This is a genomic window from Duganella sp. CT11-25, assembly GCF_047302815.1.
Lineage (GTDB): Bacteria > Pseudomonadota > Gammaproteobacteria > Burkholderiales > Burkholderiaceae_D > Rugamonas.
Genome location: NZ_JBKBFD010000001.1, coordinates 7303339 through 7318753 on the forward strand (window position 1 = coordinate 7303339; position 15415 = coordinate 7318753).

Consider the following 15415-nt stretch of genomic DNA (forward strand, 5'->3'; position numbering starts at 1 on the left):
AGCGCTGGCCGCGGCCAGCTAACGTGCCTCAAGAAGATAGCCATGAACAGTCATACGAGCGAATCGCACTTTCCCTTGTCCATCGCCCAGCGCGGACGTTGGCTTGCCTACCAGCGCGAGCCGCATAGCCAGGGCGAACACAATATCGCGTTTGCCGCCCGGGCGCCGGCGGGCGCGCTGGATCAGCAACGCCTGGCGCGGGCGCTGGGCGCGCTGATTGAGCGCCATCCGATGCTGCGGGCGCGCGTCGTCAACGGCGACGCGGGACCGTCGCAGGTGATCGGGGACGATTGCACGCCGGCCTTGCTGGCCGTGCCGGTGGACGGACTGGACGAGGCGGCGTTGTCGGCGCTGGTCGACGCCGAGGCTGAACGCCCGTTCGAGCTGGCCGGCGCTTCCTTGTTCCGCACGGTGGTGTTTCGTTCCGCCGCCGCCGACGTGCTGCTGCTGGTGTTCGATCACCTCATCTGCGATGGCTGGTCTTTCTGGCAGTTGCTGGAAGAATTGGGACAGCTGCTTGCGCACGCGGGGGCAGCGCATGGCGCCGATGGCGGGGCCGCGCAATACCGCGACTATGTCAGGTGGCAGGATGCCTGGTGCCGGGGCGAGGAAGGCGCCGCCCAGCTGGCGTTCTGGCGCTCCCGTCTGACGGGCGACGCCGAGGTGCTGGACATCGCCTGCGCGCGCCGCAAGCCGCCCGGCGCGCCCGTGGCGGCCGGGGTCGTGAGCCGCGTCCTGGACGCCGGCCTGACCCACGGCTTGCGCGACTGTGCGCGCCAGCATCGCCTGGGCTCCTTGTTTGCGGCCCTGCTGGGCGGCTATCAGTTGCTGATGCACCGCTACTCCGGGCAAGCGCGCATCGTGGTCGGCTCGCCGATGCCGGCCCGTACGGACGAACGCTGGGATGAGGTGGTTGGCGACTTTGTCAATCCGGTCGCGCTAGGCGCCGATTTCAGCGCCGATCCGAGCGTGGCGCAATTCCTGGCCGCGCTGCGGTTGGAGGTTGCCGGCGCCATGGCGCATCAGGATTATCCCTTCGCCGCGCTGCTGGAGCAGCTCGCGCTTAAACGCGACAGCGGGGCGGCGCCGGTGTTCCAGACCATGTTCGCCTTTCAGCATGCGCGCCGGGGCGAGGCGCTGACGCGCCTGTGGCGCTCGGACGGCCAGGCCATCGCTTGGGGAGGACTGAGCCTGTCCTCCTATCCGCTGCACAAGAGCGGCGGCAGCGGCGGCCTGGGCATCGCGCTCGAAGTCCTGGTCCTGGACGACGAGATCCGCTGCGACTTCAAGTTCGACCAGGGCGTGTTCGAGCCGGCGGCGGTCGAGCGCATGGCGCGCCACTATGCCAGCCTGCTGGCGGCGATGGCGGCCCATGCGGAGCTGCCGGTGAGCCGCTTGCCGATGCTGGATGCCGGGGAGCGGCAAGCCTTGGTGAGCGGCCCGGCACTCGGCGCGCCGTTCAAGGCGGGCCTGGTGCACGAACTGTTCGAGGAAAAAGTGGCGCGCGACGGCACGGCGACGGCGCTGGTGTGCGGCGCCGAGCGCCTGAGCTATGCGCAGCTGAACGCGCGCGCCAACCACCTGGCCCGCCATCTGCGCACGCTGGGCGTCGGCCCGGAGCGGCGGGTGGCGATTTGCCTGCCGCGCAGCGTGGAGATGGTGGTGGCGATGCTGGCCGTGCTCAAGGCCGGCGGCGCCTACGTACCGCTGGATCCCGACTTCCCGCTGCAGCGGCTCGCCTTCCTCATCCAAGACTGTGGCGCGCGGCTGGTCTTGAGCCATGCCTCGTACCAGGCGGCGGAAGCGGACTTCGGCGTGCCGGTGCTGGCGCTTGACGCCGGCGAGGACAGGCTGCCGGCGGCGGACGACGGCAACCTGGCGGCATCGGACACGGGTGTGACGCCGGCCCATCTGGCCTATGTCATTTATACCTCGGGTTCCACCGGCCAACCGAAGGGCGTCATGATCGAGCACCGCAATGTGCCGCCGCTGGTGCTGGGCAGGGAGTATATGACGGTGGACTCCGGGGATGCCCTTGCGCTGTGCTCCAATCCCGCCTTCGACGCCTCGCCGTGGGAAATGTGGAGCGCCTTGCTCAACGGCGCCCGCTTGTTGATCGTGCCGCCCGCGGTGTTGCTGGACGCGCAGGCCTTTGCACTCGCGTTGACCGAGGAACGGGTCAATATCGCGCTCTTGCCCACCGGTCTCTTCAATGCCTACGCCGGACAGATAGGGCCCGCCTTGCGCGCGCTCGACTACCTGCTGGTCGGCGGCGATACACTGGATCCGCGGCCACTGGCGCGCTTGCGTGCCGGCGGCAAGGGGCCGCGCCATCTCTTGAATGCCTACGGACCGACGGAAGCGACGACGATCGCCTCCACGTTTGAAATTGGTGCCTTGTCCGAGGATGCGCGCAGCGTCCCGATTGGCCAGCCGATTGCGGGCACCCGCATCTACATCCTGGACGCTCGGCGACAAGTGGTGCCGAAGGGCGTGGCCGGCGAGATATATATCGCCGGCGCCGGCGTGGCGCGCGGCTATCTTGGACGGGAGGATTTAACGGAGGAGCGCTTCCTGTCCGATCCGTTTGCCGCCGACCCTGAGGCGCGCATGTACAGGACCGGCGATATAGGGCGTTGGCTGGAGAGCGGGGCGATTGAACATATGGGCCGCAACGACTTCCAGGTCAAGCTGCGCGGCTTCCGCATCGAACTGGGCGAGATCGAGGCACGCCTGGCGGCGTGCGACGGCGTGGGCGAGGCGGTGGTGGTGGCGCGCGGCGAGGGCGGCGACAAGCGGCTGGTGGCCTATCTGGTGCCGGCGGCGGGGGCGCAGCTGGAAGCGGTGGCCCTGCGCGCGGCGCTGGCGCGGCAAGTGGCCGAGTACATGATACCGGGCGCGTTCGTGATGCTGGAGGCGTTGCCGCTGACGCCGAACGGCAAGCTCGATCGCAAGGCCTTGCCGGCGCCGGATGCGTCGGCGCTGGCGGTGCGCGAATATGCGCCACCGCAAGGGGCGGCGGAAGAGGCGATCGCGACGATCTGGCAGGAACTGCTTGGCGTGGAGCAGGTGGGCCGGCACGATCACTTCTTCGAGCTAGGCGGCCACTCCTTGCTGGCGATCCAGTTCCTGGCGCGGCTGCGCCAGGAACTGGGCGTGGATCTCGCCGTGCGTGCGCTGTTCGCCGAGCCGACGCTGGCGGCGCTGGCCGCGCTGGCGCGGTCGGCCCAGCCGGCGGCGCAGGAAGTCATCTTGCCGGCCGACCGCAACGCGGCGTTGCCGCTGTCGTGGGCGCAGCAGCGCCTGTGGTTCCTGGACCGGATGGACCCGGCGGCCAGCGCCGCCTACCACATGCCCGCGCGGCTGCGGCTGCGCGGCCGGCTCGACGCCGACGCCTTGCGCGCCGCGCTGACGCGCATCGTGGCGCGCCATGAGGTGCTGCGCACCCGTTTCGTCGAGCAGGCAGGCCAGCCGACGCAACAGATCGACGCGCCGGCCGCATTCGCGCTGGCGGTGAGCGACCTGCGCGCCTTGGCGGGGCATGAGCAAGCCAGCGCCGTCGAGCGCTACAGCGTGGACGAGGCGAGCGCGCCGTTCGACCTGGCGCGGGGACCGCTGATCCGCGGCCAGTTGCTGCGACTGGCGGAAGAGGAACACGTGCTGCTGCTGACGCAGCACCACATCGTGTCGGACGGCTGGTCGGTCGGCTTGCTGGTCGAGGAAGTACGGACTTTATATACCGCCTTCAGCCAGGGCCAGGCCGATCCGCTGCCGCCGCTGGCCGTGCAGTACGCCGACTACGCGCAATGGCAGCGCGGCTGGCTGCAGGGCGAGCTGCTGGAGCGCCAACTGGCGTTCTGGCACGGCCACCTGGGCGGCGCGCCGTCGCTGCTGGAATTGCCGCTGAACCGTCCGCGTCCGGCGCAGCAAAGCTATGCGGGCGGCGCGCTGCCGGTGCGCCTGCAGGCCGCGTTGGCCGATGGCTTGCGCCAGCTGGCGCGGCGGGAAGGGACGACTTTGTTCATGACCTTGCTGGCCGGTTGGTCGGTGCTGCTGTCGCGCCTGAGCGGGCAGGGCGAGGTGGTGACCGGCACGCCGGTGGCGAACCGCCAGCGTGGCGACGTCGCGAACTTGATCGGCTTCTTCGTCAACACGCTGGCCCTGCGCGTGACGCTGGAGGACGATCCCACGGTGGCGCAGCTTCTGGCCCGGGTCAAGGCCAGTACGCTGGAGGCCTACAGCCACCAGGATGTGCCGTTCGAGCAGGTGGTCGAGGCGCTCAAGCCGCCGCGCAGCACCAGCCACAGCCCGGTCTTCCAGGTGATGCTGAGCCTGAACAACATACCGGCGCGCAGCCTGGAACTGCCGGGCCTGACGCTGGATAGCATGCCGCAGGACGGCAACAGCGCGCAGTTCGAACTGATTCTGGCGTTGGAAGAGCAGGACGGCTTGCTGCACGGTTCCCTAACCTACGCGAGCGCGCTGTTCGATGCGAGCACGGTGGCCCGCTTCATCCAGTACTTCGAAACGATCCTGGCCGGCATGGTGGCCGACGCGCAGCAGGCGGTGAGTCGTCTTCCGCTGCTGGACCGGGCCGGGCTGGCACAACTGGCCGGCTTCAACGCGACGGCGCATCCTTATCCGTCGCGCCTGGTGCACGAGCTGTTCGAGGAACAGGTGGCGCGCGACGGCACGGCGACGGCGCTGGTGTGCGGCGCCGAGCGCCTGAGCTATGCGGAGCTGAACCAGCGCGCCAACCGCCTGGCGCATCACTTGCGCGCGCTGGGCATCGGCCCGGACGAGCGGGTGGCGATCTGCGTCGAGCGCAGCGTCGAGATGGTGGTGGGGCTGCTGGCGATCCTGAAGGCGGGCGGGGCCTACGTGCCGCTGGATCCCGACTATCCGGCCGAGCGCCTGGCCTACATGCTGGCCGACAGCGCGCCGCGCGCGCTGTTGACGCACAGCGCCCTGCGCGAGCGACTGGATGCAGGCGCGGTGCCGGTGCTGGAACTCGATGGCTTGGAGGCGGCGCTGGCCGGTCTGCCGGACACCAATCCGGAACGCGGCGCGCTGCGCTCGGACCACCTTGCCTACGTGATCTACACCTCCGGTTCCACCGGGCAGCCGAAAGGCGTCATGGTACAGCACAGCAGCGTTTGCAATTTAGCCCTGCAGGACGGCTATGCTGCTCTTGGCGACGACGATTGCGTGGCGCAGTGTGCGAATGTCGCTTTCGATGCTTCGACGTGGGAAATCTGGGGCGCGCTCGCGAACGGCGCACGCCTGCTGGTGGTACCGCAGGCGACCCTGCTCGATTGCGAAGCGTTCGATGCCTGCCTGGACCAGGAAGGCGTCACCGCCATGTGGCTGACGGTCGGGTTGTTCAATACCTACGCGGACCGACTGCAGCGCGCATTCAAGCGTCTGAAGTACTTGCTGATCGGTGGCGACCGGCTCGATCCCCGGCCTGTTGCCAGGCTGCTCGCCAGCGATTACGCGCCGCGTCATTTGGTCAATGGCTATGGTCCGACCGAGGCAACCACCTTCTCCACGACCTACGAGATCGTTCAGGGAGTGGTCACAGGACACAATATTCCGATAGGACGGGCGCTTGCCAATACTAGTGTCTATATTCTGGATCGGCATCGTTGCCCCGTGCCGCCGGGAGTGGCCGGGGAGATCTATATCGGCGGCACCGGTGTGGCACGCGGTTACTGGAACCGCCCCGAGTTGACGGCCGAGCGCTTTGTCATCGACCCGTTCAGCAGCGTGCCGCGAGCGCGCATGTACAAGACGGGCGACGTGGGACGCTGGCGCGAGGATGGCGTCATTGAATACCTGGGCCGCAACGACTTCCAGGTCAAGCTACGCGGCTTCCGCATCGAACTGGGCGAGATCGAGGCGCGCCTGGCGGCGTGCGACGGCGTGGGCGAGGCGGTGGTGGTGGCGCGCGGCGAGGGCGACGACAAGCGGCTGGTGGCGTATCTGGTGCCGGCGGCGGGGGCGCAGCTGGAAGCGGCGGCCCTGCGCGCGGCGCTGGCGCGGCAAGTGGCCGAGTACATGATACCGGGCGCGTTCGTGATGCTGGAGGCGTTGCCGCTGACGCCGAACGGCAAGCTCGATCGCAAGGCCTTGCCGGCACCGGATGCGTCGGCGCTGGCGGTGCGCGAATATGCGCCGCCGCAAGGCGCGGCGGAAGAGGCCATCGCCGCGATCTGGCAGGAACTGCTGGGCGTGGAGCGGGTGGGCCGGCACGATCACTTCTTCGAGCTGGGTGGCCACTCCTTGCTGGCGATCCAGTTCCTGGCGCGGCTGCGCCAGGAACTGGGCGTGGATCTCGCCGTGCGTGCGCTGTTCGCCGAGCCGACGCTGGCGGCGCTGGCCGCGCTGGCGCGGTCGGCCCAGCCGGCGGCCCGGGAAGTCATCTTGCCGGCCGACCGCAACGCGGCGTTGCCGCTGTCGTGGGCGCAGCAGCGCCTGTGGTTCCTGGACCGGATGGACCCGGCGGCCAGCGCCGCCTACCACATGCCCGCGCGGCTGCGATTGCGCGGCCACCTCGACGCCGGCGCCTTGCGCGCCGCACTGACGCGCATCGTGGCGCGCCATGAGGTGCTGCGCACCCGTTTCGTCGAGCAGGCAGGTCAGCCGGCGCAGCAGATCGACGCGCCGGCCGCATTCGCGCTGGCGGTGAGCGACCTGCGCGCCTTGGCGGGGCATGAGCAAGCCAGCGCCGTCGAGCGCTACAGCGTGGACGAGGCGAGCGCGCCGTTCGACCTGGCGCGGGGACCGCTGATCCGCGGCCAGTTGCTGCGGCTGGCGGAAGAGCAACACGTGCTGCTGCTGACGCAGCACCACATCGTGTCGGACGGCTGGTCGGTCGGCTTGCTGGTCGAGGAAGTACGGACTTTATATACCGCCTTCAGCCAGGGCCAGGCCGACCCGCTGCCGCCGCTGGCCGTGCAATACGCCGACTACGCGCAATGGCAGCGCGGCTGGCTGCAGGGCGAGCTGCTGGAGCGCCAACTGGCGTTCTGGCGCGGCCACCTGGGCGGCGCGCCGTCGCTGCTGGAGTTGCCGCTGGACCGGCCGCGCCCTGCGCAGCAGGGCTATGCGGGCGGCGCGCTGCCGGTGCGCCTGCCGGCCGCGTTGGCCGATGGCTTGCGCCAGTTGGCGCGGCGGGAAGGCGCGACCTTGTTCATGGCCTTGCTGGCTGGCTGGTCGGTGCTGCTATCGCGCCTGAGCGGGCAGGGCGAGGTGGTGACCGGCACGCCGGTGGCGAATCGCCAGCGTGGCGACGTCGCGAACTTGATCGGCTTCTTCGTCAACACGCTGGCCCTGCGCGTGACGCTGGAGGACGATCCCACGGTGGCGCAGCTGCTGGCCCGGGTCAAGGCCGACACGCTGGAGGCCTACAGCCACCAGGATGTGCCGTTCGAGCAGGTGGTCGAGGCGCTCAAACCACCGCGCAGCACCAGTCACAGCCCTGTCTTCCAGGTGATGCTCAGCCTGAACAACACACCGGCGCGCAGCCTGGAACTGCCGGGCCTGACGCTGGATAGCCTGGCGCAGGATGGCTGCAGTGCGCAGTTCGAACTGAATCTGGCGTTGGAGGAGCAGGACGGCTTGCTGCACGGTTCTCTCACCTATGCGAGCGCGCTGTTTGACGCGAGCACGGTGGCCCGCTTCATCCAGTACTTCGAAACGATCCTGGCCGGCATGGTGGCAGACGCGCAGCAGCCGGTGAGCCGTCTGCCGCTGCTGGACCGGGCCGGGCTGGCACAACTGGCCGGCTTCAACGCGACGGCGCATCCTTATCCGTCGCGCCTGGTGCACGAGCTGTTCGAGCAGCAGGTGGCGCGCGACGGCGCGGCAACGGCGCTGGTGTGCGGAGCCGAGCGCCTGAGCTATGCGCAGCTGAACCAGCGCGCCAACCGCCTGGCGCATCATTTGCGCGCGCTGGGCATCGGCCCGGACGAGCGGGTGGCGATCTGCGTCGAGCGCAGCGTCGAGATGGTGGTGGGGCTGCTGGCGATCCTGAAGGCGGGCGGCGCCTACGTGCCGCTGGATCCGGACTATCCGGGCGAACGCCTGGCCTACATGCTGGCCGACAGCGCGCCACGCGCGCTGCTGACGCACAGCGCCCTGCGCGAGCGGCTGGACGCAGGCGCGGTGCCGGTGCTGGAACTCGACCGCCTGGAGGCGGCGGTGGCCGGCCTGCCGGACACCAATCCGGAACGCGCCACGCTGCGTCCCAACCACCTGGCCTATGTAATCTACACCTCCGGCTCCACCGGGCAGCCGAAAGGCGTGATGAACCAGCACGACGGCGTCGTCAACCGCTTGCTGTGGGGGCAGGACACCTACCAGTTGACGGCGCGGGACCGCGTGCTGCAAAAGACGCCGATGGCGTTCGACGTCTCGGTCTGGGAATTCTTCCTGCCGCTGCTGGCCGGGGCGCAACTGGTGATGGCGCGGCCGCAGGGGCACCTGGATCCGCAATACCTGGCCGAGGCGATCGAGACGGCGGGCATCACGATGATGCACTTCGTGCCGTCGATGCTGCAGCTGTTCCTGCCGCAGGCCGACGCGCGCCGCTGCGCCTCGTTGCGGCGCGTGCTGTGCAGCGGCGAGGCGCTGCCGGCGGCGTTGCGGCAGCATTTCCACCGCAGCCTGCCGGACGTCGAACTGCACAATCTGTACGGGCCGACCGAGGCGGCGGTCGAGGTCACGGCATGGCATTGCCTGCCGGGGCAGGCGGGAAGCAGCGTGCCGATCGGACGTCCGATCGCCAACACGGCGATGTATGTGCTGGACCGCCAAGGGCAGCCGGTGCCGGTGGGCGTGGCCGGCGAACTGTATATCGGCGGCGTGCAGGTGGCGCGCGGTTATCTGAATCGGCCTGAATTGACGGCCGAGCGTTTCGTGCCCGATCCGTTCAGCGGCGTGCCGCGGGCGCGCATGTACAAGACGGGCGACGTGGGCCGCTGGCGCGAGGATGGCGCCATCGAGTACCTGGGCCGCAACGACTTCCAGGTCAAGCTGCGCGGCCAGCGCATCGAACTGGGCGAGATCGAAGCGCGCCTGGTGGCGTGCGACGGCGTGGGCGAGGCGGTGGTGGTGGCGCTCGGCGAAGGCGGCGACATGCGGCTGGTGTCCTATCTGGTGCCGGCGGCGGGAGCGCAGCTGGAAGCGGCGGCGCTGCGCGCGGCGCTGTCGCGGCAAGTGGCCGAGTACATGATACCGGGCGCGTTCGTGATGTTGGAGGCGTTGCCGCTGACGCCGAACGGCAAGCTCGATCGCAAGGCCTTGCCGGCGCCGGATGCGTCGGCGCTGGCGGTGCGCGAATATGCGCCACCGCAAGGCGCGGCGGAAGAGGCCATCGCCGCGATCTGGCAGGAACTGCTGGGCGTGGAGCAGGTGGGCCGGCATGATCACTTCTTCGAGCTGGGCGGCCACTCCTTGCTGGCGATCCAGTTCCTGGCGCGGCTGCGCCAGGAACTGGGCGTGGATCTCGCCGTGCGTGCGCTGTTCGCCGAGCCGACGCTGGCGGCGCTGGCCGCGCTGGCGCGGTCGGCTCAGCCGGCGGCGCAGGAAGTCATCTTGCCGGCCGACCGCAGCACGGCGTTGCCGCTGTCGTGGGCGCAGCAGCGCCTGTGGTTCCTGGACCGGATGGACCCGGCGGCCAGCGCCGCCTACCACATGCCCGCGCGGCTGCGGCTGCGCGGCCGGCTCGACGCCGACGCCTTGCGCGCCGCGCTGACGCGCATCGTGGCGCGCCACGAAGTGCTGCGCACCCGTTTCGTCGAGCAGGCAGGCCAGCCGGCGCAACAGATCGACGCGCCGGCCGTATTCGCGCTGGCGGTGAGCGACCTGCGCGCCTTGGCGGGGCATGAGCAAGCCAGCGCCGTCGAACGCTACAGCGTGGACGAGGCGAGCGCGCCGTTCGACCTGGCGCGGGGACCGCTGATCCGCGGCCAGTTGCTGCGACTGGCGGAAGAGGAACACGTGCTGCTGCTGACGCAGCACCACATCGTATCGGACGGCTGGTCGGTCGGCCTCCTGGTCGAGGAAGTACGTGCTTTATATACGGCCTTCAGCCAGGGGCATGCCGATCCGCTGCCACCGCTGGCCGTGCAGTACGCCGACTACGCGCAATGGCAGCGCGGCTGGCTGCAGGGCGAGCTGCTGGAGCGCCAACTGGCGTTCTGGCGCGGCCACCTGGGCGGCGCGCCGTCGCTGCTGGAATTGCCGCTGGACCGGCCGCGTCCGGCGCAGCAAAGCTATGCGGGTGGCGCGCTGCCGGTGCGCCTGCCTGCCGCGCTGGCCGATGGCTTGCGCCAGCTGGCTCAGCGGGAAGGCGCGACCTTGTTCATGACCTTGCTGGCCGGCTGGTCGGTGCTGCTGTCGCGCCTGAGCGGGCAGGGCGAGGTGGTGACCGGCACGCCGGTGGCGAATCGCCAGCGTGGCGACGTGACGAACTTGATCGGCTTCTTCATCAACACGCTGGCGCTGCGCGTGACGCTGGAGGACGATCCCACGGTGGCGCAGCTTCTAGCCCGGGTCAAGGCCAGTACGCTGGAGGCTTACAGCCACCAGGATGTGGCGTTCGAGCAGGTGGTCGAGGCGCTCAAACCGCCGCGCAGCACTAGCCACAGCCCGATCTTCCAGGTGATGCTGGGCCTGAACAATACGCCGCCCGGCAAGATGTTGTTGCCGGGCCTGGCGTTGGAACTGATGCCGCTTGACGTCGACACCATTCCGTGTGATTTGCACCTCGCGTTTCAGGATGACGGCGAAACGATCGCCGGCAATTTCCGCTATGCGAGCGCATTGTTTGACCGGGCTTCGATCATCAGCCTGCGCGAGCGGTTCGAGCAGGTACTGTGGAGCATGGTTGCCGATGCGGCGCAGCCGGTGAGCCGCCTGAACCTGCTGGGCGAAGGCGAGCGGGCGCTGGTGCTGGAGCGGTTCAACGCGAGCGAAGCGCCGTTCACGCCGGGACGCACGATACACGGCGTGTTCGAGGCGCAGGCGGCGCGCACGCCGCAGGCCCCGGCGCTGGCCTGGCAAGGCCGGGTGTGGAGCTACGGCGAATTGAACCGGCAAGCCAACCGGGTCGCCCACGCGTTGCTGGCGCGGGGCGTGCAGCCGGACCAGCTGGTCGGGCTGTGCACGCCGCGCGGGGAAGAAATGATCGTCGGCTTGCTGGGCATCCTCAAGGCGGGCGCGGCCTACGTGCCGCTCGATCCGGCCTATCCGCCCGAGCGGCTGGACTACATCGTCGGCGATTGCGCGCCGGCGGCCGTGCTGGCGGCAAGCGGCTGGACGCAGGCCGCGCGCTGGCACGGCGCGTGGTGTCCGGTGCTGTACCTGGACCAGGACGGCGAGGCGCTGCGCGGCCAGCCCGCGCACGATCCCGACGCCCGGGCGCTGGGGCTGCACGACGAGCACCTGGCGTATGTGATCTACACCTCGGGCTCGACCGGCACGGCCAAGGGCGTGATGGTGGCGCACCGTTCGGCGCTCAACTTCTGGGAAGAGACGCGGCGCAGCACGCACAGCGCCTGCCCGGCGGGCGCGCGGGTGGCGCTGAACGCGTCGTTCGCGTTCGACATGTCGCTCAAGGGCATCCTGCAGCTGTTGTCGGGCCACTGCCTGCACATCGTGCCGCAGGAGATCCGCGCCGACGGCGCGGCGATGGTGGCGTTCCTGGCCGAGCACCGCATCGACGCCTTCGATTGCACGCCGTCGCAGCTGGAGGTGCTGCTGGCGGCCGGGCTGCTGGCGCGGCAGGACTACCGGCCGGCCAGCGTGCTGATCGGCGGCGAGGCGCTGGGCGAGGCGACATGGCAGGTCTTGCGCGCCAGTCCGGTCACGCGCTTCTACAACATGTATGGGCCGACCGAATGCACGGTCGACGTCACGCTGGGGCTGGTCAACGGCGCCGGCGCCACGCCGCACATCGGCAAGCCGCTGGGCAATGCGCGCGTCTACATCCTCGATCCGCAGGGGCAGCCGGTGCCGGTGGGCATGGCGGGCGAACTGTACCTGGGAGGGATGGGCGTGGCGCGCGGCTACCTGAACCGTCCGGAGCTGGACGCCGAGCGTTTCGTGCGCGATCCGTTCGCCGGCCGGGAGGGGGCGCGGATGTACAAGTCGGGCGACCTGGGGCGCTGGCGCGAGGACGGCACCATCGCCTACCTGGGGCGCAACGATTTCCAGGTCAAGCTGCGCGGCTTCCGCATCGAGCTGGGTGAAATCGAGGCGGCGCTGCGCGCCTGCGACGGCGTGGCCGACGCGGTGGTGGTGGTGCGCGAGGACAGCCCGGGCGACCGGCGGCTGGTGGCCTACGTCACGGCGCGGGGGGCGCAGGCGCCGGCGGCGCGCGCGCTGCGCGAGGCGCTGGCGCGGCGGCTGACCGAGTACATGCTGCCGGGCGCGTTCGTGGTGCTGGACGCGTTCCCGCTGACGGCGAACGGCAAGCTGGACCGGCGTGCGCTGCCGGCGCCGGACGAGCAGGCCGCCGCGCACGGCGCCTACGCGGCGCCGGAGGGCGAGATGGAGCAGGCGATCGCCGCCATCTGGCGGGAACTGCTGGGCGTCAGCCAGGTCGGCCGCGACGACAATTTCTTCCAGCTGGGAGGGCATTCCTTGTTGGCGGTGCAGTTGCTGTCACGCATAAATGAGCTATTCAGCGTCGACATCGGCCTGGCAACGATTTTCCAGTCACCGGATGTGCGCCAGCTTGCGGCCATCACGGCGCAGCACATCATTGAACAGTGCGCGGCCGACGATGTGGAACGAATCGAACGGGAAATGGCGCAATTGTCACCCGAGCAAATGCAGGCATGGCTGGACGCCCAGCCGGAATAAGCAACGTGAACATGGCCCAGATAATCGACATTTATAGAGAAGAATAAACGTGTCCAGTCTAAACATCGAAGAAGTGCGGAGAGAGTACCTGCGCCGCCGCCTGGCGGGCGCTGCAGCGGAGAAGCGCGCTGGCCAGGCGTTGGCGGCGGACCGCCGCGCGCCGCTGGTCCTGTCATCCAGCCAGCAACGGCTTTGGTTTTTGTCCCAGTTCGATCGCGCGGCCAGCAGGGCCTACCATATGAGTGCTGCGCTGCGCCTGCGTGGCGCACTGCGCCGCGACGTGCTGCTGCGCGCCTTGAACATGCTGGTGGCGCGCCATGAAAGCCTACGCACAACGTTTGTGCAGACGGGAGAGGCGGCTTTTCAGGTGATCGGAAGCGGCCACGCCGGCTTTTCCTTGCGCGAACAGGATTTGCGCAGTATGCCGGCAGCACAACAGGAACCGGCCATAGCGCGGGCATGCAGGGCGACAGCCGAGGAACACTTCGACCTTGAGCGGGGGCCGCTGATCCGCGGCTGCCTGCTCAGCCTGGCCGACGACGAGTGGCTGTTGATCATCGCCCAGCATCACATTATCTCCGACGGCTGGTCGCGCGGCATCTTCGTGCGCGAATTCAGCGCCCTGTATGAAGCGCTGTGCCGTGGCGAAGGCGATCCGCTGCCGCCGTTGGGTGCGCAGTATGCCGATTACGCCGCCTGGCAGCGCGCGTGGTTGCAGGGGCCTGAGCGCGCGGTCCAGGCCGAGTTCTGGTTGCAGCACCTGGCCGGTGCGCCCGCCTTGCTGCCGCTGCCGCTCGACCGGCCGCGCCCGCCTTCACCGGACTTCGCGGGCGCTTGCGTTTCTTTTGTGCTAGCTCCATCGTTGAGCGCCGGGCTGAAGGAGCTGGCGCAGACGCACGGCACCACGTTGTTTAGCGTGCTGCTGGCCGGCTGGACGATATTGTTGTCGCGCCTGAGCGGACAAGGCGATATTGTTACCGGCGTGCCGGTGGCGAATCGCCGGCTGCGCGAGACGGAAGGCTTGATCGGCTTCTTCGTCAATACGCTGGCGCTACGCGTCCAGCTGGACGACAGCCTTACCGTGGCGCAGCTGTTGGCGCAGACGAAGAGCACGACGGTGGCCTGCTTCAGCCATCAGGACTTGCCGTTTGAGCAGGTGGTGGACGTACTCAGGCCGGAGCGCAACACGGGCCATAGCCCGGTCTTCCAGGTGATGCTGAGCTTGAATAATACGCCTGGCGGGAGCTTGCAATTGCCGGAAGTGTCGTTGACGGACTTCCCCTTGCCGCATACCACCAGCCATTTCGATCTGTCGGCCGTCCTCGAAGATAACGGTGACCACATCGTCGGTGGCCTGGAATATGCGAGTGCGCTGTTCGATGCGGCGACGGTCGAGCGTTTCGCACGGTATTTCGAGACGATCCTGGCCGGCATGGTGGCCGACGCGCGGCAGACTGTGGGCCGGCTGCCGCTGCTGGACCAGGCGGCACTGGCACAACTGGCCGGCTTCAACGCGGCGGCGCGCACATACCCGTCACGCCTGGTGCACGAACTGTTCGAGGAACAAGCTGCGCGCGACGGCATGGCGACGGCGCTGGTGTGCGGCGCCGAACGCCTGAGCTACATGCAGTTGAATGAGCGTGCCAACCGCCTGGCCCACTATCTGCGCGCCGCCGGAATAGGGGCGGAAGACCTTGTCGGCCTGTACCTGGAGCGCTCCTGCGCGATGATCGTCGGCATGCTGGCCATCCTGAAGGCCGGCGCCGCCTACCTGCCGCTGGACCCGATCAATCCGCGCGACCGCATCGACTTCATGCTGAAGGACGCGCAGCCCAAGCTGGTGCTTACCCAGTCCAGCCTGTCCGATGCCGTCGGCGGCCTGCCGTATCTGGCCCTGGATACGGGCTGGGATGCGGTGGCGGCATATCCCGCCACCAACCCCCGTGGACTGGCGGCGCCGGCGCATCTGGCCTATGTCATTTACACCTCCGGTTCCAGCGGCAAGCCGAAAGGCGTGCAGATCGAACATGGCAATGTGCAGCGCCTGTTCGCCGCGACGCAGCCGTGGTTCGACTTCGGCCCGCGCGATACATGGACCATGTTCCACTCCTTCGCCTTCGACTTCTCGGTATGGGAGATCTGGGGCGCGCTGGTCTACGGCGGCAAGCTGGTGATCGTGTCGCGAGAGGAGGCGCAGTCGCCGGAGCTGTTCCATGCCTTGCTGGCGCACGAGCGCGTGACGGTGCTCAACCAGACCCCGTCGGCATTCCAGCAGCTGATCGCGGTCGATGCCGCCGCCGGCGCCAAGCTGGCGCTGCGCAAGGTCATCTTCGGCGGCGAGGCACTGAACCCCTCGGCGCTGGCGCCCTGGTTTGCCGCGCATGGCGACGCCATGCCGCAGCTGATCAACATGTACGGCATTACCGAGACCACGGTGCATGTGACCTACGAGCCGTTGCAGGCCGCGTGTGTGTCGCAGGGCGCCAGCATCGGCAAGCCGATTCCGGACTTGTCGGTTCATATCCTGGACGCGCATATGAAT

The 15415-nt window shown here is 68.9% G+C and carries 2 protein-coding genes; both read left to right on the forward strand.

Going from position 1 to position 15415, the window contains the following annotated elements; genetic code table 11:
• The first annotated feature begins 42 nt into the window (after nucleotides 1–42).
• Nucleotides 43–12873: an amino acid adenylation domain-containing protein gene (locus ACEN9F_RS32000; protein WP_413426916.1), complete on the forward strand. Its 12831-nt coding sequence runs from the start codon at nucleotides 43–45 to the stop codon at nucleotides 12871–12873.
• A gap of 49 nt (nucleotides 12874–12922) precedes the next feature.
• Nucleotides 12923–15415, forward strand: a 2493-nt coding sequence (locus ACEN9F_RS32005) for a condensation domain-containing protein (protein ID WP_413426918.1), incomplete at its 3' end; no start/stop codon positions are given.

Excerpts from the sequence above, each read along its gene's own strand:
- ACEN9F_RS32000 (WP_413426916.1), top strand. The coding sequence starts at position 43 with ATGAACAGTCATACGAGCGAATCGCACTTTCCCTTGTCCATCGCCCAG.